Origin of the sequence: Pseudanabaena sp. FACHB-2040, from assembly GCF_014696715.1 — a bacterium.
GTDB lineage: Bacteria > Cyanobacteriota > Cyanobacteriia > Phormidesmidales > Phormidesmidaceae > JACVSF01.
This window is the reverse complement of the sequence record NZ_JACJQO010000022.1, coordinates 53,604-79,233: the sequence shown is the minus strand read 5'-3', so window position 1 is coordinate 79,233 and position 25,630 is coordinate 53,604. Positions and strand designations below refer to the sequence as shown.

At 53.5% G+C, this 25,630-nt stretch carries 26 protein-coding genes; 20 read left to right on the top strand and 6 right to left on the bottom strand.

Annotated features, from left to right (window positions below):
• Nucleotides 1-263 precede the first annotated feature (263 nt).
• The 5 genes from gyrA to H6G13_RS23390 all read left to right on the top strand — a co-directional run bounded on the left by gyrA (nucleotide 264) and on the right by H6G13_RS23390 (nucleotide 6,311).
• Nucleotides 264-2,906, top strand: coding sequence for a DNA topoisomerase (ATP-hydrolyzing) subunit A (gene gyrA, locus H6G13_RS23410; RefSeq protein ID WP_190487434.1), 2,643 nt, complete (start codon nucleotides 264-266; stop codon nucleotides 2,904-2,906).
• Between the two features lie 10 nt (nucleotides 2,907-2,916).
• Nucleotides 2,917-3,327 carry a nucleotidyltransferase domain-containing protein gene (locus tag H6G13_RS23405; RefSeq protein WP_190487432.1) on the top strand — a complete coding sequence of 137 codons (411 nt, stop codon included), beginning with the start codon at nucleotides 2,917-2,919 and terminating at the stop codon, nucleotides 3,325-3,327.
• On the top strand, nucleotides 3,324-3,752 hold the full coding sequence (locus H6G13_RS23400; RefSeq protein ID WP_190487430.1) for a DUF86 domain-containing protein: 429 nt from the start codon (nucleotides 3,324-3,326) through the stop codon (nucleotides 3,750-3,752). The genes H6G13_RS23405 and H6G13_RS23400 overlap by 4 nt, the downstream gene beginning before the upstream one ends.
• A gap of 163 nt (nucleotides 3,753-3,915) precedes the next feature.
• Nucleotides 3,916-4,821 (top strand): glycosyltransferase family 2 protein, encoded by a 906-nt coding sequence (locus H6G13_RS23395; RefSeq protein WP_190487428.1) that lies wholly within the window; start codon nucleotides 3,916-3,918, stop codon nucleotides 4,819-4,821.
• A gap of 50 nt (nucleotides 4,822-4,871) precedes the next feature.
• Nucleotides 4,872-6,311, top strand: a complete 1,440-nt coding sequence (locus H6G13_RS23390; RefSeq protein WP_190487426.1) for an NAD(P)/FAD-dependent oxidoreductase — start codon at nucleotides 4,872-4,874, stop codon at nucleotides 6,309-6,311.
• 11 nt (nucleotides 6,312-6,322) lie between these two features.
• On the opposite strand, the gene H6G13_RS23385 is transcribed toward H6G13_RS23390, so the two are convergent.
• On the bottom strand, nucleotides 6,323-6,673 hold the full coding sequence (locus H6G13_RS23385) for a DUF2500 domain-containing protein (protein ID WP_190487423.1): 351 nt from the start codon (nucleotides 6,671-6,673) through the stop codon (nucleotides 6,323-6,325).
• A 288-nt stretch (nucleotides 6,674-6,961) separates the two neighbouring features.
• Between H6G13_RS23385 and H6G13_RS23380 the strand changes: the two genes are divergently transcribed.
• Entirely contained in the window at nucleotides 6,962-8,215 is a 1,254-nt protein-coding gene (locus tag H6G13_RS23380) for a DUF3095 domain-containing protein (protein WP_190487403.1), read from the top strand.
• Between the two features lie 13 nt (nucleotides 8,216-8,228).
• Here the strand turns inward: H6G13_RS23380 and H6G13_RS23375 are convergent, their stop codons facing one another.
• Entirely contained in the window at nucleotides 8,229-8,450 is a 222-nt protein-coding gene (locus tag H6G13_RS23375; protein WP_190487401.1) for a helix-turn-helix transcriptional regulator, read from the bottom strand.
• 660 nt (nucleotides 8,451-9,110) lie between these two features.
• Here H6G13_RS23375 and H6G13_RS23370 point away from each other — a divergent pair.
• Nucleotides 9,111-10,121: a protochlorophyllide reductase gene (locus H6G13_RS23370; RefSeq protein ID WP_190487400.1), complete on the top strand. Its 1,011-nt coding sequence runs from the start codon at nucleotides 9,111-9,113 to the stop codon at nucleotides 10,119-10,121.
• Between the two features lie 147 nt (nucleotides 10,122-10,268).
• Here the strand turns inward: H6G13_RS23370 and H6G13_RS23365 are convergent, their stop codons facing one another.
• Nucleotides 10,269-10,556: a hypothetical protein gene (locus H6G13_RS23365; protein ID WP_190487399.1), complete on the bottom strand. Its 288-nt coding sequence runs from the start codon at nucleotides 10,554-10,556 to the stop codon at nucleotides 10,269-10,271.
• Nucleotides 10,557-11,215: 659 nt separating this feature from the next.
• On the opposite strand from H6G13_RS23365, the gene bchL reads away from it, so the two are divergent.
• The 11 genes from bchL (at nucleotide 11,216) to H6G13_RS23310 (ending at nucleotide 20,243) form a co-directional block, all read left to right on the top strand.
• A complete protein-coding gene (bchL, locus tag H6G13_RS23360) occupies nucleotides 11,216-12,082 on the top strand; it encodes a ferredoxin:protochlorophyllide reductase (ATP-dependent) iron-sulfur ATP-binding protein (RefSeq protein WP_190487398.1) in 867 nt (288 codons plus the stop codon).
• Between the two features lie 217 nt (nucleotides 12,083-12,299).
• Nucleotides 12,300-12,647 carry a DUF5331 domain-containing protein gene (locus tag H6G13_RS23355; protein WP_190487397.1) on the top strand — a complete coding sequence of 116 codons (348 nt, stop codon included), beginning with the start codon at nucleotides 12,300-12,302 and terminating at the stop codon, nucleotides 12,645-12,647.
• An 82-nt stretch (nucleotides 12,648-12,729) separates the two neighbouring features.
• Nucleotides 12,730-13,179 carry a DUF5331 domain-containing protein gene (locus H6G13_RS23350; protein WP_190487396.1) on the top strand — a complete coding sequence of 150 codons (450 nt, stop codon included), beginning with the start codon at nucleotides 12,730-12,732 and terminating at the stop codon, nucleotides 13,177-13,179.
• Nucleotides 13,180-13,282: 103 nt separating this feature from the next.
• Nucleotides 13,283-14,710: a ferredoxin:protochlorophyllide reductase (ATP-dependent) subunit N gene (locus H6G13_RS23345; RefSeq protein ID WP_190487395.1), complete on the top strand. Its 1,428-nt coding sequence runs from the start codon at nucleotides 13,283-13,285 to the stop codon at nucleotides 14,708-14,710.
• A 246-nt stretch (nucleotides 14,711-14,956) separates the two neighbouring features.
• Nucleotides 14,957-15,313: a rhodanese-like domain-containing protein gene (locus tag H6G13_RS23340; protein ID WP_190487393.1), complete on the top strand. Its 357-nt coding sequence runs from the start codon at nucleotides 14,957-14,959 to the stop codon at nucleotides 15,311-15,313.
• A gap of 246 nt (nucleotides 15,314-15,559) precedes the next feature.
• The gene (locus tag H6G13_RS23335; protein ID WP_190487392.1) at nucleotides 15,560-16,243 is read left to right on the top strand and encodes a V4R domain-containing protein; all 684 of its coding nucleotides are present in this window, start codon (nucleotides 15,560-15,562) and stop codon (nucleotides 16,241-16,243) included.
• On the top strand, nucleotides 16,240-16,551 hold the full coding sequence (locus H6G13_RS23330) for a hypothetical protein (RefSeq protein ID WP_190487391.1): 312 nt from the start codon (nucleotides 16,240-16,242) through the stop codon (nucleotides 16,549-16,551). The genes H6G13_RS23335 and H6G13_RS23330 overlap by 4 nt, the downstream gene beginning before the upstream one ends.
• 180 nt (nucleotides 16,552-16,731) lie before the next feature.
• On the top strand, nucleotides 16,732-17,238 hold the full coding sequence (locus tag H6G13_RS23325; protein WP_190487390.1) for a hypothetical protein: 507 nt from the start codon (nucleotides 16,732-16,734) through the stop codon (nucleotides 17,236-17,238).
• Between the two features lie 42 nt (nucleotides 17,239-17,280).
• Nucleotides 17,281-17,943 (top strand): V4R domain-containing protein, encoded by a 663-nt coding sequence (locus tag H6G13_RS23320; protein WP_190487389.1) that lies wholly within the window; start codon nucleotides 17,281-17,283, stop codon nucleotides 17,941-17,943.
• 8 nt (nucleotides 17,944-17,951) lie between these two features.
• Entirely contained in the window at nucleotides 17,952-19,781 is a 1,830-nt protein-coding gene (locus tag H6G13_RS23315) for a protein kinase (protein ID WP_190487388.1), read from the top strand.
• A 75-nt stretch (nucleotides 19,782-19,856) separates the two neighbouring features.
• Nucleotides 19,857-20,243, top strand: coding sequence for a Rid family detoxifying hydrolase (locus tag H6G13_RS23310; protein ID WP_190487387.1), 387 nt, complete (start codon nucleotides 19,857-19,859; stop codon nucleotides 20,241-20,243).
• Between the two features lie 113 nt (nucleotides 20,244-20,356).
• On the opposite strand, the gene ftsH is transcribed toward H6G13_RS23310, so the two are convergent.
• Complete coding sequence (ftsH, locus tag H6G13_RS23305) at nucleotides 20,357-22,222, bottom strand: ATP-dependent zinc metalloprotease FtsH (RefSeq protein WP_190487386.1); 1,866 nt, start codon at nucleotides 22,220-22,222, stop codon at nucleotides 20,357-20,359.
• A gap of 194 nt (nucleotides 22,223-22,416) precedes the next feature.
• Nucleotides 22,417-22,707, bottom strand: a complete 291-nt coding sequence (locus H6G13_RS23300) for a YkvA family protein (RefSeq protein WP_190487384.1) — start codon at nucleotides 22,705-22,707, stop codon at nucleotides 22,417-22,419.
• 143 nt (nucleotides 22,708-22,850) lie between these two features.
• On the opposite strand from H6G13_RS23300, the gene lnt reads away from it, so the two are divergent.
• Complete coding sequence (lnt, locus tag H6G13_RS23295) at nucleotides 22,851-24,482, top strand: apolipoprotein N-acyltransferase (protein ID WP_190487382.1); 1,632 nt, start codon at nucleotides 22,851-22,853, stop codon at nucleotides 24,480-24,482.
• A gap of 224 nt (nucleotides 24,483-24,706) precedes the next feature.
• Nucleotides 24,707-24,994, top strand: a complete 288-nt coding sequence (locus tag H6G13_RS23290) for a hypothetical protein (protein WP_190487380.1) — start codon at nucleotides 24,707-24,709, stop codon at nucleotides 24,992-24,994.
• On the opposite strand, the gene H6G13_RS23285 is transcribed toward H6G13_RS23290, so the two are convergent.
• Complete coding sequence (locus H6G13_RS23285; RefSeq protein WP_190487378.1) at nucleotides 24,991-25,356, bottom strand: single-stranded DNA-binding protein; 366 nt, start codon at nucleotides 25,354-25,356, stop codon at nucleotides 24,991-24,993. The genes H6G13_RS23290 and H6G13_RS23285 overlap by 4 nt on opposite strands.
• Between the last annotated feature and the right edge of the window lie 274 nt (nucleotides 25,357-25,630).

The window sequence follows — 25,630 nt, the reverse complement described above, 5'->3', positions numbered from 1 at the left end:
TAGCAAACCTTCTTCAAGCTCGATCTGGGGCGAGCCCAAGATCTGGTTTTGCTGAGTCTGACTTTGAGCGGATAAGCCTTGCTAGATCAGTGTCCACTACGCCCAGCTCAGCCCCGCCCAACCAGGGAAAATGTGGTAGAATATTATACGTATGACTGGAGAATTTGCAAACAATTTGGCGCTAATCGACATTTTCTGACGCAATTTCAGTGCAGATGTTGATTTAGCGCTTTGTTATTCTCAATTTCGGAGTTTTTTCGCGTATGGCTACCCCCGAAGAGCGCATTATCCCTACGGATCTGCGTAACGAGATGTCCCGCTCCTACCTGGAATACGCTATGAGCGTAATTGTAGGTCGGGCGCTGCCAGATGCCAGGGACGGCCTCAAGCCGGTGCACCGCCGCATCCTCTATGCCATGCACGAACTGGGGTTGTCGGCTGATCGGCCCTTCCGTAAATGTGCCCGTGTGGTTGGGGAAGTGCTGGGTAAGTTTCACCCCCACGGCGATAGCGCAGTGTACGATGCCCTGGTGCGGATGGCCCAGGACTTCTCTATGAGAACGCCGCTGATCAATGGTCACGGCAACTTTGGCTCCATCGACAACGACCCACCTGCCGCAATGCGTTATACGGAGTGTCGGTTGCGATCGCTCTCCAGCGACGCCCTGCTCCAAGATATTGAGTCTGAGACCGTCGATTTTGTTGACAACTTCGATGGTTCCCAGCAAGAGCCAACGGTACTGCCGTCACGCATTCCCCAGCTTTTGCTCAACGGCTCCTCCGGCATTGCTGTGGGCATGGCCACCAATATCCCACCCCACAACCTAGGTGAGCTGATTGACGGCACCATTGCCCTGATCAGTAACCCCGACATCTCTATTAGTGAGCTGATAGAGATTATCCCTGGCCCTGATTTTCCTACGGGCGGGCAAATCTTGGGCCGCAGCGGCATTCGCGAAGCCTATTTTACTGGGCGTGGTTCTGTTACCATGCGCGGCGTCGCCTCCATTGAAACGCTTGAGCAGCGGGGCCGACCTGACCGCGAGGCGATCATCATCACCGAGCTGCCTTACCAGACCAACAAGGCGGCTATGATCGAGCGCATTGCCGAGATGGTGAACGAGCGGCGCTTAGAGGGCATTTCCGATATCCGTGACGAGAGCGATCGCGACGGTATGCGTATCGTCATTGAGCTCAAGCGCGATGCCTACCCCCGCGTGGTGCTCAACAACCTCTACAAGCAGACCCCACTGCAAAACAACTTTGGGGTTAACATGCTGGCCTTGGTTAACGGCGAGCCCCAGACCCTCGGCATTAAGCAAATGCTGGAGGTCTTCGTCGATTTCCGGGTAGAGACGATCACCCGTCGAACCCAGTACGAGTTGCGCAAGGCTGAAGAGCGCGACCATATTCTGCAGGGCTATCTGATTGCCCTGCTCAACCTAGATGCGGTCATTGCTCTAATTCGTAGGGCTGCCGACACGCCCACTGCCAAGCAGGAGCTGATGGATACCTACGGTCTTTCTGAGACCCAGGCCGATGCCATTTTGCAAATGCAGCTGCGCCGCCTCACAGCTCTAGAGGCTGAGAAGATCGATCAGGAGCACAACGATCTGCAGGCTAAGATCGCCGATCTAAACGACATTCTCGCCCGCCGAGAGCGCATTCTCGAGATCATTGTGGCCGAGCTGGTGCAGATTCGCGAGAAGCACGCCGATCAGCGCCGTACCATCATTGAGCTCGACGACGGCGAACTTACCGACATCTCGCTGATTGCCAACGAGCAGGTGGTCATCCTGGTTACTGAGCAAGGCTACATCAAGCGCATGCCGGTTGCCACCTTCGAGGCCCAGAGCCGCGCTACCCGAGGCAAGGCGGGCACCAAGATGAAGGAAGACGACGGCGTGCTGCACTTCATCACCTGCTACACCCACGACCATGTGCTGTTCTTTAGCGATCGCGGTGTGGCCTACTCTTTGCGGGCCTATCAGATCCCGGAAGGGTCGCGCGTGGCGCGAGGAGCCCCGATTGTGCAGATGCTGCCAATCCCCATTGAGGAAGGCATCACCTCAGTGCTAGGGGTGCGGGAGTTCACCGATGACGAGTACCTGGTAATGCTAACCAAGGGCGGCTATGTCAAGAAAACGGCTCTATCTGCCTTTAGCAACATTCGGGCCAATGGTCTAATCGCCATTTCTTTGGAGGATGGAGACTGCCTGCGCTGGGTGCGGCTGGCCCGCACAACCGACAGCATTCTGATCGGCTCCCACGGCGGCATGACCATCCACTTCAAGGCTGACAACGATCAGCTGCGCCCCCTAGGCCGCCCTACCCGTGGGGTAAAGGCGATGAACCTGCGCAAAGGAGACGACCTGATCAGCATGGACATTTTGCCCAGCCAGGTAGTGGAGGCGGTGCAGGCTGCTGCTGAAAGCGAGGATGAGTCGGAAGATTCTGAGCCTACCAATGGCGAAGGCCCCTGGGTGCTGGTAATCACTGCTGCCGGTTTGGGTAAGCGGGTGCCGGTTTCTAAATTCCGGCTGCAAAATCGGGCTGGGATGGGTCTGCAGGCAATCAAGTTCCGCAAGCGGGATGATGCTCTGGTGGCGCTGCTGGTTACCCACGACGGCGACGAGCTGATGATTGTAACCAATCGCGGCATTATTATTCGCCAGCGGGTGAACGATATCTCGGTGCAGTCGCGGCAGGCTACCGGCGTACGTCTGCAGAAGTTAGATGGGGAAGATGCGATCGCAGCTGTGGCGCTCGTACCCCAATCTCTGCAGGAGGGCGAAACGGAAGATCTCACGATTGACGTTGAGGGATCGGTCGGCATCAGCGAAGAAGCCCTCTCTGAAGCGACCACCGAACTCATTGCCGAAGTCACCAGTTCCGAAGAAGAGTAGGCTGGCCTGCGTGACCTCCTCTCTGCCCTTGGTCGATTTGTCTAGTCGGCTGCCCCAGGTGCGCCTGCTGGTGCTCTTTGGCTCTCGCGCCAAAGGTACCGCCACCGAGGGCAGCGACTGGGACCTGGGCGTGGGCTTGAGCGATCCCGATCTAGATGGCTGGAGCCTTTTGGCTTTAGCCGTGCCGCTGGCTGAAGTGCTGGGCATACAGTCTGAGCAAATCGATTTGGTGAATCTAGATCGTTGCTCGCCGCTGCTAGGATTTGCGATGGCGACCGAAGGCATGCCCCTATACGAAGAGATTCCGGGACTGTTTCACTGTTTTCAGGTCAAAGCTGCTAAGGTCTATGCCGACACCGCCAAACTGCGGCAGGCCCAAGAGCAGTATATAGCCCGAATGCTGAAGCAGCTCAAGCAATGACTCACCTAGACCGAGAAATCATTCTTCGGAAGCTTCAGGTGATGCTGCGTAACCTGGGACTGTTGCAGCGCCATAGCCGTGCTAGCGAACAGGAATTTCTAGAGAATGTTGAGCAGCAGCTAATTGTAGAGAGGCTGCTTCACCTGATTATTGAGGCAGCAATTGATATCAATAATCATCTGCTGGTCAGCAACAGCCAGCCCCCCTCCGATACCTACTTCAACAGCTTTATTCAGGTCGGTCGGCTGGGCATTCTCCCGGCTGAACTGGCGCAGCGGCTGGCTCCTTCAGCGGGCCTGCGAAATCGTCTGGTGCATGAGTACGATGACCTTAATCTCGTGCTGGTCTACCAGGCGATTAAGTTCGCCTTAGCCCAATATCCCCAATACGTTGAGGCCATTCAGGCTCACTTGGCTCAGAAGTAGGCTCTGAGCTAGCTTCTGTGATTTCATAGTCCCTTTACTCGGTAACACTCCTGGCTAAGGTTTAACCTGAAATAGGCTAGTGGGTTCACACGGGAGTACCCTTTTGGGTTGAATAAGATAGCCTCTACCTGTGTCCGTTCTAGACACTTAGCCCGCACTGCCCATGTTTTCAATCTTTATCCTGACCTACAACGAAGAGATTGACATTGCTGCCTGCATTGAGTCTGCTTTACTTTCAGACGATGTGATTGTCGTAGACTCTTGCAGCAGCGATCGCACCGTGGAAATCGCTTCACAGTACCCTGTTCGCGTGGTGCAGCACGCCTTTGAGAGCCACGGCAAACAGCGCACCTGGATGCTAGAAAACGTAGCTTATCAGCATGAGTGGGCCTATATTCTCGAAGCCGATGAGCGCATGACTGCGGCTTTATTTCAGGAGTGCCTTGAGGCGATCCAGCCTTCGCAGAACGTGGCCTACTATGCGGCAGAGCGGGTCATGTTTATGGGCACCTGGATTCGCCGCAGCACCCAGTTTCCCCGCTATCAGCTGCGGCTTTTGCAGCGGGGCAAAGTCTGGTTCGACGACTATGGCCACACCGAGCGCGAAGTGGTTGATGGCCCAACTGGGTTTCTCAAAGCCACTTATCCCCACTACACCTGCAGCAAAGGGCTAAGCCGCTGGATTGAAAAGCACAATCGCTACTCCACAGACGAGGCCCGCGAGACAGTTCAGCAGCTTCAGGTGGGCACTGTGGCCTGGCGGGAGTTGTTCTTTGGCGAGTCTGAAGTGGAGCGGCGGCGAGCCTTGAAAGATTTGTCCTTGCGAATGCCCTTTCGCCCCTTGGTGCGCTGGCTGTACATGGTGTTTGTGCTGGGCGGCTGGATGGATGGGCGGGCTGGATTGGCCTGGTGTACGCTACAGGCATTTTATGAGTACCTGATTGTGCTCAAGGCCCGCGAACTGGAGCATCCAGAGTGGCTAAATGGGGTTTCTCCGCAGCCCCTACTCAGTGCCGTTCCTAATCCTGATCTACCCCAGAAGGCGATGGAAAACCCGCTGCAGGGTTAAGCGTCAGCTGCGGGAAACGATACACTCAGGGGGTATTGGCAGAGGGCGGTATGGCGGTCGATTACGACCTGGTAATTGTTGGAGAAACGTTAGAGGCCAGAGAGGCAGCTGCGATCGCAACCCGCGAAGGGGCCCGCGTTGCCCTCGTCCTCTCTGCCGAACGCCTGCAGACTCAGCTTCAGGTAGATCTGCTGAGCCAGGTTTTAACCCACTGGGGCAGCAAGGCCAGTCAACCTTTACAGGGCTTGGGCCTGGGTCATTCCCTAGCCGATCTTCAGCCCGACTGGAGTTGGCCCCTGCTCCAGCAGGCCATCGAAATGGCCGGTGCGATCGCCCACCCTCACCTCACCCCAGAGGCTCTGGCGGTGCAGGGAGTAGATGTCGTCACCGATGCGGGCTACTTCAGCCCCAAACCCCGATTAGCCTTCACCACCGAGCAGCGAACTCTTATCGCCAGGGCTTACCTGCTTGCCTGCGGCAGCCAGACGGCCCTGCCTGCTATCTCTGGCCTAGATCAGGTGCCCTATCTCACCCTTGAAACGCTGCTGTCGCTGGCGACCCAGCCAGAAAAACTAGTGATTTTGGGCCGGGCGGGGGTTGCGATCGCACTAGCCCAAACCTTCGCTACCCTCGGTACCCAGGTCACGCTCATCACGCGGGGCGACCGGCTGCTGCCTGCAGAAGACCCGGAGGTATCGCAATTTCTAGAAACTGTATTGACGGCAGAAGGGATAGGTCTAAGGCTCAATGCCCAAGTGGAAGGCGTGCAGGAGAAAGGGGAAAAAGTCTTGGTGCAGCTAGCCAGAGCCGAACCTGTGATTGCTGATCAGATGCTGATAGCAACTCAGCCCCTGCCTGCCGTCGCCGGGCTCAACCTCGACCGGGTAGGGGTGCGGCAAGATCGCTACGGTCTGTGGGTAGATGAGCGGCTGCGAACCAGTCACCCCCGTATCTTTGCTGCCGGATCAGTGCTGGGCAGCCTTCGCCACGGAGCCATTGCCCGCCACGAGGCCCAAATTGCGCTGCACAACGCCCTCTACTTGCCCACACGCTCGATCAATTTGCACAGTTTGTCCTATAGCCTCGGTACAACGCCTGAGTTAGGCCGAGTGGGCCTGACCGAAGCCCAAGCCCGTCAACGCTACAGCGATGCCGAAGTGCTGATAAATCCAGTCAGCGCTAGTCTAAAAGCCCACCTGTTAGAAGAAACCGCTGGCTTTTGTAAGCTTATTGTCCGGCGCAACGGGGAAATTTTAGGAGCCAGCCTAGTCGGCCCTCAGGCCAGCGATCTAGTGCAGAGTCTTGCACTGCTGATGGCCCATCAGGGAAATGTGAGCGAAATCGCCACCTTTCCGGCTATCCCTCACACACTTACAGAGGTGCTGGTGCAAACCGCTCAGCAGTGGCAGCAAGGCCGCTGGCAAGAGGGGCGCTGGCGGCGCGATTGGGCAGAAAACTGGTTTAACTGGCGGCGCAGTAGTTATCGGTAAGCAAGTTAACGCTACTGTCGCTGAAACCCTTTATAGCGAGTGCCTTGGTAGCTTAGCCTGCCTAAATCGCCCTCAACTAGCAGCCCATATTCCGGCCCCGAAACTTGAAATTCGTGGCGCGTTCCTCGCTCATCTTCAAAGGTGCAGTAGTAAAAGGTGGTGGTTCGGCTGTTGTAGTGGGATGAGTTGTGCCCGCTGACTCGAGTTCGTTTAGCAACGACCTGAGCCCTTTCGGAAGAGATTGGCTGCAGGTTGTTGTGACGCCACTGTGCGATCGCTTTAAAGATAGCCACCAGCAGCCCAACAACGACAACAATGAAAATAACTACAATGAATAGGGGAACAATTATGGATAAATCCATAGCTGGAGAAACGAGGTGGGCAGTCGGGATCTTAACAAACTTCTCCCCTGCTCAAAAGGATGCACTGAAATCTCTCCGGAATTTTTATGCGTCCTTCGAATGCCTAACCGTAAGGAATTTTTAGAGGTTAATTCTGCCAGGCTTCGATGGCCTGTGAACCTCAGACTGTAGTTTGAGAGTTAGAGATACCGTTACTGTCACCGTTCAAGGCAGGGCTTTCCTGAAAGACGGTTAGAGCGCGGCTTCGGGGTGTTCAGTTCGACATTCGCACTACAGCATGGCCTAGCTATGTCGAAAGATTTCTATGCCAAACTACCCGCAATAGATAGTTTTCTCAACGCTATTGATGCTGACAATTTTGTTGCGGCTCCTGCTGATTGGTACATTATTGTTACCGATATCATAGGCTCAACCCAAGCAATCGAATCAGGCCTTTATAAAGAGGTCAACTTATTAGGGGCCTGTTCTATCGCGACTGTTCTTAACGCAGTTGATCACCTTGAAATCCCCTACGTATTTGGAGGAGACGGAGCCTCTTTTTTAGTGCCACCGTCGCTGCTAGAAAAGATCAAGCCACAACTGCTAGCAGTGAGGCAAATGGCCCAGGCAGAGTTTGGCCTAGACCTAAGAGTGGGAATTGTCCCCATTGCGGTTGTTAACCAGGCTGGTTACGAGGTCAGACTGACCAAACTGCGGATTTCAGAGAATTATGAACAGGCCGTTTTTACAGGGGGCGGGCTCAACTTTGCAACAGAACTGGTCAAGTCTCCTGATACGGCTCATCTGTATCAGCTTAAGACAGCAGAACTGGTGCAGCCCAATCTAGCAGGGCTAGAATGCCGCTGGCAAGACATTTTAAGCCAGCATGGAGAAACTATCTCGCTCATAGTGCTGGCGCTGGCCCACGATGCAGCAGGCAATACTGCTATCTATCGAGACGTCATTCAGCAAATTTACAAAGCCTATGGCACAGAGGATGACTTTCATCCCATTGCCCTGAACAACCTTAAGCTCTCTCTGCGAACTAAGCGGCTCATACCGGAGACTAAGGTGCGATCGCACGCCAAAAAATGGCTGAACCGATGGCTCTACTTATTACGAATTCAGGCCGAAACCACTCTGGGCGTGATCCTGATGAAGTTCAAGCTCAAAGTCGGCGATGTGGATTGGGGCCAGTATAAAAGCATCGTTCAGGCTGCCAGTGACTACAAAAAATTCGATGACATGCTCCGCATGATTATCGCAGGCACGCCCAAGCAGCGAGAAAGCCTAACCCAGTATCTCGATGCCCAATATCAAGCAGGCAATCTTATCTACGGCCTGCATGTCTCCAATCGAGCGCTGATGACCTGTCTAGTATTTGAGCGCAATGGCCGTCAGGTTCACTTCATTGACGGAGCCGATGGCGGCTATACCTTGGCTGCTAAAGCCCTCAAGGAAAAACTCAAGCTCAAAGCTATCAACTGGCAAGCTTACAATCGCCTGCTAGAGGTTCGCCGAAAGCTCTCTGAACAAAAGCAAAGCTCAACCCCTAATTCCTAAAAAGTAATGGGAGTTAGGAATTTAAATAAAGTTCAATGAAGGCGCTAGCGGCCTCGGGATTGGCTTTTTGGAGCGCATCGCGAATAGCGAGGATGTTGTCACCAGAGGGATCGCCAACTTCATAAATCCAGCGGTGAATGTTGGAGCGAGAGACACCCATCATGACAGCAAGTTTGTTTTGGGGAATCTCGTATTTCTCTAAAACCTGTCGAAGTGCTATACCTGCCTTGCCCATGACTCGATTTTGTCAAAGGCCTATAACTCCGTAAATGATCTGAATACAGATCTGATGCTACGATTGTCATTGTTCTGTATACAGAACAATGACAATCGCCAAAAGCCAGCGCGTCCGGGCGGCCACCTTTTCGCACTGGCTATGGCTCCACCTTGCAATGGAGGTCTACTTATTATGCCGTATCGAGATCGGCTCAATCCTTGGACAATAGTGCGCTTGCTGCCACGCTGTCAGCGCATTGTAGTAGGGCGGTTTCGAAGCCGCTCTGATGCTGATGGGCACCTGCAGGTGTTGCGTCAACTCATTCCAAAGGCTGCTTTTATAGTTCTCTTTGACCTGGGAGGTTGATACTTATCCTTTAGCGTCAGTTTGGCAAGCAACCTCAAAAGTAGTGGCATGTCTAGTCCCTTTTTGGAGGTTGGTGTCGAGCTTGCGGAACCCAACAAATTCCTGAAACTGTTGGGTTCCGCTGATCCTCAGCCCAGCCTACGAGAGTTTGGTAAAGGCTCGTCAGCAAAAGTCCCTTCGGCAATCTGTGGATGATTGCGCATTGCTAATCTCTTGTAACGACACCTCAAAAAACGTTAAGAGTTGCTCACAAGGGGCAGGCAATCCTTAAAACTATAGGATCAGTCGCGGTCAAACGGTATTCAGATAGCAATGGTAGAACAGCAAACATCAACGGTCATCATCACTGGGGCCTCTTCAGGAGTTGGCCTAAACGCTGCCAAGGCAATGGCTGACAAGGGCTGGCATGTCGTGATGGCCTGCCGCAACCTAGAGAAAGCGCAAAGCGCCGCTAACGAACTTGGCATGTCTGCAGGTAGCTACACGCTCCTGCACCTCGATCTGGCATCTCTAGCCAGTGTCCGTAAGTTTGTAGAAGATTTTAGAGCTACCGGCAGATCATTAGAATCGCTAGTGTGCAACGCTGCCGTCTATCTGCCTCTGCTCAAGGAGCCAATGCGCAGCGCAGAGGGCTACGAGCTGAGCGTTGCCACCAACCACTTGGGCCATTTCCTTCTGTGCAACCTCATGCTGGAGGATCTAAAAAATTCTCCCGCTGCCGACAAGCGGCTGATCATTTTGGGCACAGTGACGGCTAACCCGAAGGAACTAGGCGGCAAAATTCCTATCCCTGCACCACCAGATCTGGGCAACCTGGAAGGCTTTGAAGCTGGCTTTAAAGCGCCCATCTCGATGATTAATGGCAAGAAGTTCAAGCCGGGCAAAGCCTACAAAGATAGCAAGCTCTGCAACGTGCTGACCATGCGCGAACTGCACCGTCGCTACCACGATGCCACCGGCATTACCTTTAGCTCTCTCTATCCAGGCTGTGTGGCCGACACGCCACTATTCCGCAACCACTACTCAGCGTTTCGGACTATCTTCCCCTGGTTCCAAAAAAACGTTACGGGTGGTTATGTCACCCAGCAACTGTCAGGTGAGCGGGTTGCCCAAGTAGTGGCCGATCCAGATTTTCAGGAATCTGGCGTTTACTGGAGCTGGGGCAACCGGCAAAAGCCGGGCCGCCGTTTCTTTGCGCAAGAGGTTTCTAACGAGGCCCAAGACGATGCCAAGGCTCGTAAGCTGTGGGATCTGAGCGCTAAGCTGGTGGGCCTGCAGGGTGAAACAGAGCCGGGTGTGACGGCCTACGCCGGATCTGTTTGATAGGGTTTTGTTTCTAGCCTTGGCAAACGGCAGTTAGTTTAGAACCTAAAAAGGAAGAGCAGGAGTGCGATCGCACTCCTGCTCTTCCTTTTTTTAACGAAAGATCAGTTAGATATCCCAACGACGCACCCTAGCGGCTGGTTGATTTCAAGCCATCTCTTGCACACTCATCTCTGGGATTTCGACCAGAGACGAAGATAGCTCCAACAGAGGTGGGGATAGCTCCAAGCTGGATTCAAAAACCAGGTCAAATCGGTTGAAGACAGATTCCCGAGGAGCATCCGCCATATTTGAAGTGTCTGGTTCAGGCGTACCCCACGGGCTATCGTCCATTTCAGACATCTGCCAGATATGCGCGATCATTTTGATGAGCGCAGCAAAAACCAGGAACAGGCACAGCAGAAAAATCAGTCCAATAACTAGCAAAACAGTCATAAATCGCTCGCGTTTAAAGTTTGTGCTTCCTATACCTCTAAACTGCTGTCCCCTAGATCAAACCTATCAGGCTTTTTTGGGAAAACAGTTAAAGCTTCTATGTACTTCCGATGGAATCTATGAACTCTATTTAGGCACGTCGTAGCGGTGGCTCGGCTGTAAAAATTTACGCTTATTCATAAAAAAGTTTTGGCCTCTCTAGATCAGGCTTTTCCACGGGCGAAACGTCTCGAAAATTCAGCTAATTGATTGGCTTACTGAAGCTTTGCAAGCGGTTCAGCCTGAGGCAGCGGGGGAGACAGAGGGTGCGATCGCATCTCTTAGCCCTTCCTCCAATCAGCAGTCATGCTTAACCCCAGTCCTGAGGCATCGTTTTTTGCTTATTGTTCTTATTTACTAAATCAAAATAGTGAAATTTTAAAATTGCCCTCTTAATTTGCCTGAGAGACAGCCTGTCGTGTTCCGGTTTCATAAACTATTTCCGAAGCTTCTTAGCTCTCGCATAGGCTCAAAGCCAAATTCTTCCCCCCTTCCCAAACCTGCCGTCATTGTCAATAATGCAGATCAATAAGCCGAAACACCTGACCAGCATTTAGACCTGCCGATGAAAACCTCCCTCTGACTACTCCAGTTAAGAGACCTCTCATAGGAGACCCTTCGTGAAACTCTCTGTTTACGGCAAAGGCGGTATCGGAAAATCCACCACCAGCTGCAACATCTCTGTAGCGCTGGCTAAGCGAGGCAAGAAAGTTCTTCAGATCGGGTGCGACCCCAAGCATGACAGCACCTTTACCCTGACTGGCTTTCTTATCCCAACCATCATCGATACCCTGCAGGAAAAAGATTTTCACTACGAAGACATCTGGCCTGAAGACGTGATTTATCACGGCTATGCAGGGGTTGACTGTGTAGAAGCCGGTGGGCCTCCAGCTGGCGCTGGCTGCGGCGGCTATGTTGTTGGCGAAACAGTCAAGCTCCTCAAGGAACTCAATGCCTTCGATGAGTACGACGTGATTCTATTCGACGTGCTGGGCGACGTTGTGTGTGGAGGCTTTGCGGCACCGCTAAACTACTCCGACTACTGCATGATCGTCACCGACAACGGCTTTGACGCCCTGTTTGCCGCTAATCGCATTGCCGCCTCCGTTCGGGAAAAGGCTCGTACCCACCCCCTACGGCTAGCTGGGTTGATCGGCAACCGTACCTCCAAGCGCGATCTAATCGATAAATACATCGAGCATGTACCCATCCCGGTGCTAGAGATTTTGCCGCTGATCGAAGATATTCGGGTCTCCCGAGTGAAGGGCAAAACCATTTTTGAAATGGCCGAGTCCGATCCTTCGCTGGAGCCGATTTGCCAGTACTACCTGAACATTGCTGATCAGGTTCTGGCTAACCCAGAAGGCGTGGTGCCTAACGAAACGCTGGACCGCGACCTGTTTACTCTACTGTCAGACTTCTACCTCAATCCGCCACCTGAAGCGCCCAAGCAGGTTGCCGATGAGCTAGATCTGATGATGGTGTAGCCCTAACTGTAAAGACGCCTTTCGCGGAGCGACATAAAACGCGAAGCCTATCCGGAGGATTAACCTCGCGTTTGAAGCTCCTCCAATTCCCTGAAACAAAGCTGAAAGATTCCCACCGAGCGAAGTTCCACAGATCGATTGCTGCATTATTATCTCTGTACTGCGTTGTCGATTCCTGACAAGACAGTACTCAGCAAACGATTTAAGAGTCTAGACAATGGCCTTCTTTGAGAACTTCACAGCGGTTATTCGCCAGAAATGGCTGGATTATGTGCAGTCCAACCGGGGCTGGTTAACCCTGCAGATGCAGCAGACCTCGGTACGCACCCCAGATGGCGGGCGTCGTCCTTCGTCTTTCTTAGTTTTGGGTGTGATCAACGCGCTAGAGCCCAAGCTCTCGAACCTGATGGTTCCCTTCTACCAACTCAACTCTGATGAGGATGCGCTTGTAGAAGTGTTAGGGCTCAATTTCGATCCAGAGATGGCTCTCGATAACGGCGGCGCTCCCCAGACAATTGATGCAAGCGACGATACTCCTCTCCTTCCGGATGTTCCAGGTCTATAGCAGTTAGCGCTGCGGGTGTGCGATTTTCTGATTTAATCAATCTCTGGAGAAGGGGTTGAATGTCCGCACCCTCAAAACATCTGTGAACAGCAAGCAACTGCGTCAGTCTCTCAAAGTTAAGTGGCTGACCTATTACCGGGACAATCGTGAGTGGATCGACCGTCTAGGTCTCTGGGTCACTGTGGATGGGCAGCGCCGCCCGGCCTCTGGATTCATTCTGGGAGTGCTCTCAACGCTAGAGCCCAATCTGACCCAACTTCTTCCTCTGGTGGTGGATCTCAGCAGCAACCCTGACCGTATCGTTGCCGCTCTAGGGCTCAATATTAGCCCCGACAAAGAGCTCAAAGCTTTGGCTGATGCCCAGCGTATGCTGCCCAGCAGCAGCCAAGCCGAAGTAAATATGGAGGCTCCCGTCGCCCTTCCCGTTACCCTCAACGTAGAACAGATCCCGGCCAAACCTGCTCCCGACAAAGACGAAGAGTGTCGTGGGGTGGGGGGCAGAGAAGATGATCGGCCTCGCACGAAGTCATAGTCTTCTAGTCGAATTTTCTAAGGTCTTGAGGGTTGGGTTTTAGGCTTTTGGTGCCCCGCGCAACGTTAGCTGCCCTAAACATTTCGAGTAAGAGACCACCACCATGACCCTTGCCAATAGCCCCGCCTCTTCTAGCCCCGCCCCTTCCCTTGAGTTTGAGTGCGACACCGGCAATTACCACACTTTTTGCCCCATTAGCTGTGTTGCTTGGCTTTACCAAAAAATCGAAGACAGCTTCTTCCTAGTCATCGGCACTAAAACCTGCGGCTACTTTCTGCAAAACGCCATGGGCGTGATGATTTTTGCTGAGCCGCGTTACGCGATGGCAGAGCTGGAGGAGGGCGACATTTCGGCCCAACTTAATGACTATGAGGAACTAAAGCGGTTGTGCGATCAGATCAAACGCGATCGCAACCCCTCCGTCATCGTCTGGATCGGCACCTGCACCACCGAGATCATCAAAATGGATCTCGAAGGCATCGCCCCTAAGCTCGAAGCTGAAATCGGTATTCCCATCGTCGTCGCTCGGGCCAATGGCCTAGACTACGCCTTCACCCAGGGCGAAGACACGGTGCTAGCTGCGATGGTGCACCGCTGCCCCACTAGCGCCACCGTCACCACCGAAGCCGAAAAAGAAGAGCGCGGCGGCATTCAAAAACTGCTGAGCTTTGGCCGTAAAAAAGAAGACACTCCCACTACCGCAGAACCTGAGTACAAAGATCACCCGCCCCTGGTTCTGTTTGGCTCGGTGCCCGATCCCATCGTCACCCAAATGACCCTGGAGCTGAAGAAGCAGGGCATTAAAGTATCTGGCTGGCTGCCCGCCAAGCGCTATACCGAACTGCCCGTGATCGACGAAGGCTACTATGTCGCTGGCATCAACCCCTTCCTCTCTCGCACAGCTACCGCCCTGATGCGCCGCCGCAAGTGCAAGCTGATCGGCGCGCCCTTCCCCATCGGCCCAGACGGCACCCGCGCCTGGATCGAGAAAATCTGCTCCGTGTTTGGTATTGAACCTCAGGGGCTAGATGAGCGGGAAGCCAAGATTTGGGAATCGCTGGAAGATTACCTGGCCCTGATTCGCGGCAAGTCAGTCTACTTCATGGGCGACAACCTGCTGGAAATCTCCCTGGCCCGCTTCCTTATCCGCTGCGGCATGACCGTTCCCGAAATCGGCATTCCCTATATGGATAAGCGCTACCAGGCAGGCGAACTGGCCCTGTTGGAGAAAACCTGCCACGACATGGGCGCGCCCCTGCCCAAGATCATCGAAAAGCCCGACAACTACAACCAGCTGCAGCGCATCAACGCAACCCAGCCGGATTTGGTAATTACGGGCATGGCCCACGCCAATCCTCTAGAAGCGCGGGGCATCAACACCAAGTGGTCGGTCGAATTTACCTTCGCCCAGATCCACGGCTTCAGCAATGCCCGCGACATTTTAGAACTGGTGACCCGTCCCCTGCGGCGAAACAACAGCCTCAAAGACCTGGGCTGGGACAAGCTAGTTAGAGAAGAATCTAAGGTCTAACCTTCAGAAACCGGGTTTCTCCAAAGAAATCCGGTTTCTTCGTTCAGCCGGGGTACCCAAAAGAAATGCCAAGGGGAAAGCCCCTTGGCGATGGGTGTTGTGAGGAGTAGAACTCTCTACTTAGGTTTAAATGTAAATAATTGGCGTGTCTTTGGTGCGATCGCAATGTGACAGCCTTGTGTCATCACTTTGTAATTGCTTAAAATAAATCGAGTTTACTATACTCATTGATTAGGCTAAATTATTATGTCTCCTAATCCTGCTGTCCCCTTTGAGCAAATCGACGTCGAAACCTTTGCCCAACGCTTCCAGACTGAGCGAGATAAGCTGCAGCTAATCGACGTACGAGAACCGACAGAGCTTGAGCTAGCTTCCCTTGAAGGCTTTGAACGCCTGCCTCTAAGCGAATTTGCCGACTGGTCAGAGAGCATTCACAACCGTTTTGACAACGAAAAAGAAACCATTGTGATGTGCCACCACGGCATGCGCTCCGCCCAGATGTGCCAGTGGCTATCGCAGCAGGGCTTTACCAACGTGAAGAACCTGGCTGGTGGTATTGATGCTTATAGTGCTGTGGTTGATCGTTCGGTGCCTCGGTATTAGGTGGGGCAGAGGGCAAAAGGTGGAAGGCAGGGGCAGAAGGTGGAAGGCAGAAGCTTTTTCCTGATTCTTAAATTGTTCCCATTTCCTCTACTTGTAAGTCAGTCAGAGGGCTCATAACTGATCAAATCAATAGGTATTGAAAAAGCTTAAAGTTTTTCAACAAGATCTCTGTTGCCGTTACTTCCGCTGCAGGCTGGGCACATTACACCTAGCAGTGAGTACAGTCTTTCAGGGCTCAAAACACCTATGGTTACGACCACCGAGACAGCCCACCGTCTCCACCACAAGCACCCCAAAAAGCATAACCATTATGCGCTACGGGACTTCTTCCAGTTCAACCCTGAACAGGGCATTATTACTGACTGGAATGAGTGCCGCAATGTCTTTACCAGCGAAGACTTTATCATTGGTTTGTTAGAAGGTTTGGAAGAAGAGGTTGGCGAATCTTCCGCCGCCATCATGTACTCCATCGGCATAGAGTGGGGCAAATACGATTCCCTTGTTTTCCAAACTTGGTTTGAAAAAGAGTTTGGCATGAGTTCTCGCAGCGCCAACCTGATGTTTCTGCTAGAGACTTGGTGGTGGCCGTACATTGCCCAGGGCTGGGGCCGGTGGGAGGTGGACATGAGCGATCGCAAGCAGGGCTTTATGTTCATCAACCTCTTCGACTCCGCCGTAGCTCGCACCTTAGGGGATGTCGGCAAGCCTGTCTGTCACCTCTATGCTGGGCTCTTTGCGGGCTTCTTTACAGAAATGGTGCGCAAGCAGCTGAGCTGCATTGAAATTCAGTGCTACTCAATGGGGGAAACCTACTGCAAGTTTCTCCTAGGCGGCAAAGAGCGGATTGATGCAGCCGCCTTCTGGATGAACGAAGGGGCTACTGCCCGCGATATCGAGAAGCGGCTGCGATCTGGGGAGAGCGGCGCATGATTAATCTGACCGCCAAAGCCAATGGAGCGGGGACAGCGTCTCAGCCCTGGCTGCAAGACTCCGTTCGCACCTTCTTCGAATTGATGGCCTGGGATGGGCGGCCTCCCCAAGTTGCCAGCCATGAGCCTACCGACGATCCATCGGGTGAGTCGCTCATGACAATGCGGGTAAGCACCTTCTTTGGCACCCTTCCCTGGGAAGGCCAGCCTGTAATTGCAGCTCCAGTTGCGCCGATTGAAATGCTTTCTGATGCGCCAGCAGCTGCCGGTGATTCTCTCACCCTCGATCTCTTCTCTGACTTGTTCTGAGTCAGGCTATTAACGGTTATTACGAGGTCTCTTAAAGACCAGAGTAACTTCCTTCAAGCAGGTCGTTTTAAGGCAAGGGCATCGTCTAAACTCACTGACGTTCAATTCCCATCGCCCGATTGAACACCCAACCAATACTCCTAACTTCTACTGCTAACTCCTAACCCCTGAGGACCCAATATGAACCCTAAATTGGATGCCCTGTTTGATGAGCCCGAAAAACGCTATCTCAATGCCGACGAACTGAGTGTTTTGAGTCAGTATGTTAGCTCTATTCCAGAGCGCATGAAAGCCTATCGTCTGCTGCGAGATCAGGAAGTGGCGCTGATGCAGCCAGTAGCCGATAGTCTGCAGCAGCAAATGCCGGACGTGCCCGAAGCCACTTTAGAATTTAGCGTTCGCAGCGGCCTACTGGTTTTGCGCTATGCCGCTATGGCCATGCTGATGGATGACGAGGTGTTTGTAGAAGAGCGGCTGCGGGGTTGGCTGCCAGAGATAGTCAAGGCCTACAACACAGAGGCGGTTGACCAAAAGCTATTTGAAGTATTAGCCCAGCGCTTGAGCCAAACTCTGCCGCCTCAGCAGATGAGCCTGCTCAAGCCCTGCCTCGAAAAAGCTCAGACCCTGCTAAAGAATGTGCGGGAAACCGTTGAAAGTGTTCCTGCTGGCTTCTCTAGCGGTTTCTAAAATTTCCCTTGCCCTTCATAACCCCCTACAGGTGGTCAGAACATGGTTTCCGTTGCTGATTTACTGATTGACAGCCGCTTGCCCGGTAACTACTTTGCCAGCGATCTTTACGTTCGTGGTTCGCTCGAACTGGGCCTGCTGGAAAACCGCCGGGGCGATCGTCTGCTGGCAATTCCTGAACCGCTGCTCAAAGCAATTTACGCTGGGCTTGAAAAAGAAACGGGGCATGCTTCCAAACTGGTGCTGTATAACTGTGGCCGCTGGTGGGGCAAAAACTTCTATGCCCGGTTTTGTGAAGAGCTGAGCGACTACTACGGCAAGCCACTGGCTGACCTGTCAATGGTCGAATTTCTGCAGTCTCTCCAGCAATGTTGGCGAACCCACGGTTGGGGCCAAATTCATCTCGATACGGTTCACCGAGAGCAGGGCTTTTTGACGGTAGAAATCTGGCACTCCCCCTTTACGGCCTACGCCCCTAAAGGACAGCAACCCTCCGGCTCCTTGGAGCAGGGAATTGTAGAGGTTTTTCTGAGCCAATTGACCGGCCGAGAGCTGAAGTGTCTGCAAACCAGCTGCGATTCTAAAGGCGATGACTGCAACCGCTTTGTTGTAGGCCTAGCGAAGCGGTTAGAAAAGGCTGAAGCCATGGTAGCTGGTAGCCAGCCCCATCAGACTATTATGCAAGCGCTCCTGCAGCAGGAATGACATGACTTGTGGCTATTTCCCGGAGGTTGCGGCGGTCTCACTATCGATTGCTTGGGCTAGTAGGGCATGGGCAGTTTGGTCGGGTCTACTGTGCGATCCATCGCCAAACGGGGGATTTGGTAGCGCTTAAGGATCTCAACCGCGATCGCTTTTCAACTCACAAGTTTCTTCGAGAGCTGCGGTTTCTCCTGAGTCTGGAGCACCCTAATATTGCCACTTGTCAGGCCCTAGAGCACTCTGCAACCGGGCGGCAACTGGTGCTGGACTACTGCGAGGGCGGCACCTTGCGCGCTCTGATTGAGCATGAGGTGCCCTTGAGCCTGGCAGAAGTGCTGGGATTTGTCAGCGATATTCTACGGGCGCTTGATCAGGCCCACCGCCAGGGCATTGTGCACTGCGATATCAAGCCTGAGAACATTCTGCTGTCGATTGTGCCGGGAGGCTGGCAGGTCAAAATTTCGGACTTTGGCATTGCCCGCCTTAGCCTAGAGGCCAGTGAGGCAGAACTGGGAAACACCGGATCGCCAGCCTACATGGCTCCAGAAAGGTTTTACAATCAGCACCCGGCAGCTTCGGACCTCTATGCTGTGGGCGTTATTCTCTATGAGCTGCTGACGGGACAGCGGCCTTTCTCGGGAACACCGACAGAGTTGATGGTGGCTCACCTAAATCAGCGGGCGATTCTGCCCGAGCACCTGCCGGTACCGCTGAATGAGATTCTGCGTAAGGCCCTGCAAAAGCTCCTGGCTAAACGCTATAAGACGGCGGCTGAAATGTTGGCAGCGGTTGAAACAGTAGCGCATCAGCTGCCGCAGGAGCAGTTAGCGAGTTCGGTGCGGCAGCCGTTAGAGCCTCCGATGTCTGCGCCTGCTCTAACCTTTGTCACGTTGCCTTACCCGGTTGAAGTCGTGGGCTGGGTAAACGTTCCCCTGACCAGAACCCATCAGACTGTTCAAGGACAGGAGGTTACTCAGGGAACGCTGCTGGTGACAGGCTGCCAGCGCCGGGTTTGGGTTTACCACTGGACGGGGCAGGGACAGGAGCGAATCGGCCAGCCCCAAGGCTTGACGCTGCCCTGGCCGATTCGGCAGTTTCAGGCAGTGCCCTACGGGGGCTGTCTGTTTACGGATTACTCAATCCATATGCTGTCGATGAAGCAGGGAGTCGTTGCGATCGCACGTTTCGACCACCCAGTCAAAGCCGCACTCACTCCAGATGGCCGCTGGTTTGCCGCCTGCAATGTAGAGAGCCCACCCTCAGAGCGCCAGCTTCTGCTGCGACGACTAACCGGGCCTGATCACCGCCTTGAAAGCTTACCCCTGACGCGGGTATCGATGCCGGTGGCTGAAGGGCAGGTTGTGGCTTTGAGCGCGTTGGATACGCGTCATTTTTTGGTTGCGATCGCGCAAGCTGCAACTACCACTTTTCAGTGTTTTACCCGACGGGGCACCGCCGTTGGCACCTTATCTCTGTATACAGCTTTACAAGCTTTAGTACCGGCTGCCAAACCCTACCGTTTTCTAGCTTTAGAGCAGCATTTTCCCAACGTTGTTCTAGTGATTGACTTTAAACCCTTCCGAGTCAGCCGCTACCGCTTGGATATTCAGCCTCACTGGCTGATCGACACTGGGGCTGGTTATGCTGCTATCAGCCTAGACGGCAAGCTGCGGCTGATTAGCGAAGAGGGGCAGGTGATCGGGCAAATTGATAGATTGCCTCGGCCGGCAGATGTGTTGCCTCTCTCTGCAACCCAGCTACTGTGGGCCGTTTCAGAGGGAGCTTACAGCCGAATTTACACCGTGGACCTTAAGACCCTGGGCCTAGACATTATTTTCTAATCCGGTATCTCTTATACCTGGATACCCGCAATTAAATGTGCTCTAATCACGAGATTGTTTCTCTGTAGTCTTCTCGTGATTGAATTTATTACGCTTCCTGGTCAACTGCCTCCGGTCGCTCCCTATTCTCATGCAGTGCGAGCTGGAGATTTTTTGTTTGTTACCGGGCAATTGGCTGAGGACCCAGAAACGGGAAAAGTTATTAAGGGCAGCCTTGAGGAGCAGACCCGGCAGGTGATGGAAAATCTTAAGCTGGTCCTAAGCCATGCAGGCAGCAGCCTGGAGAAGGTGGTGATGGCCCGCATTTTTGTGACTGACTTTCGCTATTACGAAGTGGTGAATCAAACCTATCAGTCCTACTTCATCCCGGGGCGAATGCCTAGCCGCACTACGGTGGGAGTGACGGCGCTGGCTGATTATGGTGACGTGGAAATTGATCTGATCGCTTACTGCGGCGATTGATTCCCTTTAAACCAGTAGAGACGCGATTAATCGCGTCTCTACTAAGAGTAATTAGGCTGAAGGATCAGAAACTGGAGCTGTTATACCGAAGCCAATTCCTGAAGGCCATTGAGCTACGCTGATTCCGGCATATTCACCTGCTTCAGGGTATCCCGCAGAGATTCCCCTTCAATGACTTCGGCCTCTAGCAGCTGTTGAGCTAGTGTCTCCAGCAAGTCCCGATTGCTCCCAAGAATGGCTAGAGCCCGCTGATGCCCCTCTTCGACCAGTCCTTTGACCTCTTCATCGATGGCCTTGGCAGTCTGTTCACTCATCGGACGGCGAGAATTGGGCATACCGTTGTCGAGGAAGGCGTTGCGCTGACCCCGGTCGTAAGCGAGTGGCCCTAGTACCTGGCTCATGCCGTAGGTTGTGACCATCTGTTCGGCTAGGTCAGTAGCCCGCTGCAAGTCGTTAGCAGCGCCTGTGGTGATGCTGCCAAAGATTAGCTCTTCCGCTGAGCGGCCCCCTAGCAGGGTGGCAATTTGGCCTTTGAGTTCGGCCTCGTCTCGCAGGAAGCGATCTTCGGTGGGTAGCTGCAGGGTATAGCCCAGGGCGGCCATGCCGCGCGGCACGATGGAGATCTTTTCGACTTGGTCGCTTCCGGGCATTAGTGCACCGACCAGCGCGTGACCAACTTCGTGGTAGGCCACGATTTTCTTCTCACGCTCGTTGAGTACTCGACTCTTTTTCTCTAGTCCAGCAACCACGCGCTCAATTGCTTCAGCGAAGTCTTCCTGGATCACTTCCTGGCGGTTGTTACGGGCCGCTAGCAGGGCAGCTTCGTTGACTAGGTTGGCTAGGTCGGCTCCAGCAAAACCGGGGGTACGAGTCGCGATCGCTTTCAAATTGACACTATCAGCCAGCTTGACATCCTTAGCGTGAATCTTGAGAATGGCTTCTCGCCCGATCAGATCGGGGCGATCTACCAGCACCTGCCGATCAAAACGGCCTGGGCGCAGCAGCGCTGCATCAAGCGATTCGGGGCGGTTGGTGGCTGCTAGCACGATGACGGTCGTATCACCTGCATCAAAGCCATCCATCTCGGTCAAGAGCTGGTTTAGGGTTTGCTCCCGCTCATCATTACCGCCATAGAAGCCGCCCGACGAACGGGACTTACCAATAGCATCTAGCTCGTCGATAAAGATAATACAGGGAGCCTGCTTTTTAGCCTGCTCAAAGAGGTCGCGGACACGGGAGGAGCCGACTCCAACAAACAGCTCGACAAACTCAGAACCAGAAATGCTGAAGAAGGCGACTCCGGCTTCTCCTGCAACGGCTTTGGCCAGCAAGGTTTTACCTGTTCCCGGCGGGCCAACGAGCAAGACCCCTTTGGGAATTTTGGCCCCTAGCTCAGTAAAGCGCTTGGGCGTTTTCAAAAAGTCTACGATTTCAACTAGCTCAGTTTTGGCTTCTTCTACTCCAGCCACATCGTTAAAGGTGATCTTGGCTGACTCGCCTTCAACGTAGACCTTGGCCCGGCTCTTGCCAATCGACAAAGCCCCTGCCGGTCCCCCGCCCGCGCTGCGGGCAATGAAGAAGCGCCAGATCGCGACAAAGATTAGAGGCGGAATCACCCAGCTCAAAAGGCTGCCAAGCCACTGATTTTTGGGAGGCGAGACCGCTGCAAACTCAACGCCGTTATCTTCTAGCAGGTGCGGCAAGTTCAGGTCAAAGATGGGAGTGGTGGCATAGACCTCTCCTGGCTCGCCGTTCTCATTTTTGAGCTGGTAGCGAATTTCCTCCTGACCGACCGATGCTCGCATCACCTCGTGCTCCTGCACCCGATGAATAAACATGCTGTAGGGTTCACGAGCCATAGATGGCCCCAAGAACCCAGGCAGGAGAATATTCAGCAGCAAAAGTCCGCTGGCAACCAGAAAGACAATATTGAGAATGAGCCTAGAGCGAGGCGGTTGGGGGTCTTTTTTAATAGCCATATTGCGCTTACGAGTTTGGTTCGGTTGTACTTTAGTGAGACTAGGCTCAGAAGAATGGGTGGTCAAAAAGTGTTAGGGCACTAGGACCAACGGCAGGGGCAGCTAGAGCCAACTACATGGCAGTAAAGGGATTTGCCTACCTTGTCTTCTCTTTCTAGAGTTTGGTAGCTCAGCTCAGGTGCTGAAGACCTAATCTAGGTAATGTCAATGGTTTTTGGTTCAGGTTCAGGTTCAGGGGCTTCTGCGGTATCGCCTTGACGACTGCGACCATTAAGGACATCGCGCAAGATCTCAGCCAGTTCTGCAACCAGCAGGACGGCTACAACGCTATCGTCGATCCAGCCGATAATAGGAATGAAATCTGGTGAAATGTCTATTGGACTAAGCAGGTACAGCAGTGTACCTGCAACTAAGAACCAGCGGTATTTGGGATGGCGAATCGTTTGGCTGTACCAGCTGTAAAAAGACTGTGCCAAGTTTTGCATGGAGCTGCCTGCTAAACCCGTGATTATCATCGTGCCATGCCCTCAGGTGGGGCTGAGGGGCAATAGCCGTCCGCTAGGGTGCGGATCTTTCACACTATCCCCTGCCCAGGTTTTGACGACGTCTGTCGTAGGTCAGTTTTGAAATGAGCAACGTGATCGATTTGCTAGCAAAGTCGCAACGAGGGCGCTCCGGACTAACCCTTTCGCTGTCGTGGAAAACGGCGCTGCTGGCGATGGGCAGTGGTCTATTAATGTCGCTGGCCACGCCTCCTCTAGGGCTCTGGCCGCTGGCTTGGTTCGGCCTGATTCCCCTCTGGGAGCTGGTTCTAGCCAGTAACGGGCAGTCTTGGCGGGTTGTGTTTGCCTATGGCTTGATCTGGGGAGTGGGCTTTCACGGCAGCGTTCTCTCCTGGATTACCCACCTCCATCCTCTGACTTGGATGGGGGTGCCCTGGTTGGGAAGTGTTGCGATCGCAGCCTTTGCCTGGAGTTTTGTCACCCTTTGGGGGGCGGTGACTGTGGGGCTATGGGCCGTAGGTCTGCACTACCTCAGCCGCTTAAAAGCCACTGGGCCAGGGGTTCGGGTGTTAAACAGCGCGGTTCTGTGGGTCCTGCTGGAGCAGCTGCGCAACCACACCCCCCTCGATTGGTCAGCCCTGGCCCTCACCCAAAGCCCCGGTAATCTGGTAATCCTGCAGCTGAGCCAGTTGTCGGGACAGTTGTTAGTAGCGGCAGTTTTAGTGGGATTTAATGGCTTGCTGGCAGAAGCGTGGTGGGTCTTTTTTAATCAGTCGGCCGCTGCTGCTCCAAGCCATCGGTTTAGGTTGTTGGTGGGGGGTGCGATCGCACTGCTGGTTGCCGCTCATGGCCTAGGAGCAGCCATGTTTATAGGTAGCTCTGCAGACAATCCGACTTCGGCAGTGGCTATCGGCTTGATTCAGGGCAACGTGCCTACGCGCGTCAAGCTGACGCCAGAAGGCATTCGCCGGGCGATGGACGGCTACACCGAAGGCTACAAAGCATTGGTGGCCCAAGGAGTTGACGCAGTGCTGACGCCAGAAGGAGCCATTCCAGCTATTTGGGACGTTAGTGTAGGTCAAACTAACTCTTTAGTGCAAGCCACTGAAGCCGCTGGAGTCCCCCTTTGGCTAGGCACCTTTGCCACCGATTCTCAGCAGCCAAAACCTCGCCTGACTCAAAGCCTGCTGGAGATCAACAATCAAGGAATGGCCGCAGGTCGCTACAACAAGGTGCAGCTTGTGCCTCTAGGGGAGTACCTGCCCTTTGAATCCCTTCTTGGCCAACTCATTGGGCGGCTATCGCCGCTAGACAGCTACTTGGTACAGGGCGACCCTAATCAGCAGTTCACTACTCGTTTAGGTCCGGCCATTGTAGGTATTTGCTACGAATCTGCCTATAGCTGGCTCTTCCGGGAGCAGGCCCGCAATGGCGGCGAATTTATCCTGACGGCTTCCAACAACGACCCCTACCCCCCTCGCATGATGGTGCAGCACCATGCCCTAGACGTGATTCGAGCGATTGAAAACGATCGCTGGGCGGTGCGGGCAACCAACACCGGCCTATCGGGAGTTGTTGATTCGCAGGGAAGAACTCAATGGTTAGCTACCCCCAGCACCTACGTTACACACAAGGCAATTATCTATCGGCGGCAAACATTCACACCCTATGTTCGCTGGGGAAACTGGGTTTTGCTGATCCTATGCGGCTTGAGTTCGGCGTTTATTTTTAGACAGCGAAATAGAACACATCAATAGCGAATGATGCTGTTTCCACTAAATTGCCTACATTTTCATTTTGAAACGGCAAGAGTTGGAGAAGATCTATTGGCGAATTAAGCTTGTGACTATATATTTGATTCGGGTGAAGTTTCAGCGGGTCTTGGGCAAATTTCAGAATGTTGAGCGCTCACACTTGAGCCAGCAGCAGTCAGGGAGCTTAAGGATTAACGTCGTCCATCTACGGTCTTCTTTGGAGCATCATGTACGCCCTAGCCTCGGATCATATTCTCCATTTCCGCATCTCAGAGCGGCCAAGTGGGGTTAGGCTAACCATGTGGGAATTGGCTCCCGCACGGGCAAACCAGCTTAAGCCTTACCTCTATGTGATCAACTACTACCTAAACTCCCTCGAAGAAGCCAGGGGGTTTTTGAGGCAGCACTTAATCATTAATGGAGCTAGCGGTGTGGCCAAGCTAGACATTCCCTTCGAGGGGAAAGTGCGGGTAATGCCCTATCCCACCTGGAACAGCTGCGAGATTATGGGTTAAAACTCGTCGTCTGCAAAGTTTTCTGAGGTTGAAGACTCACTGTCGCGCCGAGACCCCAGCAATTCCAGTCGGTCTACCCGAATGACCGGCTTTGACCGCGCCGCACCTGTAGCTCGATCCTGCCAGCTTTCTAGCTTGAGTGAGCCAGTTACTCCGATCAGACTGCCTTTGCGGACATAGTTTGCAGCCACCTCAGCACTGCGTCCCCAGATCTCTAAATTAAACCAGTCAGGCTGATCGCTATTGCGGCTGCGGCGTTTAACGGCCAAGGTGAGGTTGCAGACCACATTGCCCGATTCAAAGTATTTGACGTCCGGGTCACCTCCGGCCCGCCCTACCAAAGTAACAGCGTTTATACTCATAGGGAATTGGGAAATAATAGAGAGGCATTCATTAAAGCATTGTAGAGTGAGACCTCTGCTTGATGAGCCGAAATCTACCCAATAGCAAAAAACTAGGGAACTTTTTGGGGCAACGGGCTTCATCAGGGAGGTCCAGGGCTATCTGTAGAGAAGCCTAAAAGAACGATTTTTAGAAAGGCTGGCAAAAACAGGAAAATTTATTAGCATCTATCCTGAAATCCTGCCTTTTTCTCCGAGAAAGGATTCATGTCTTACTAGACGGCTCGATACGAAA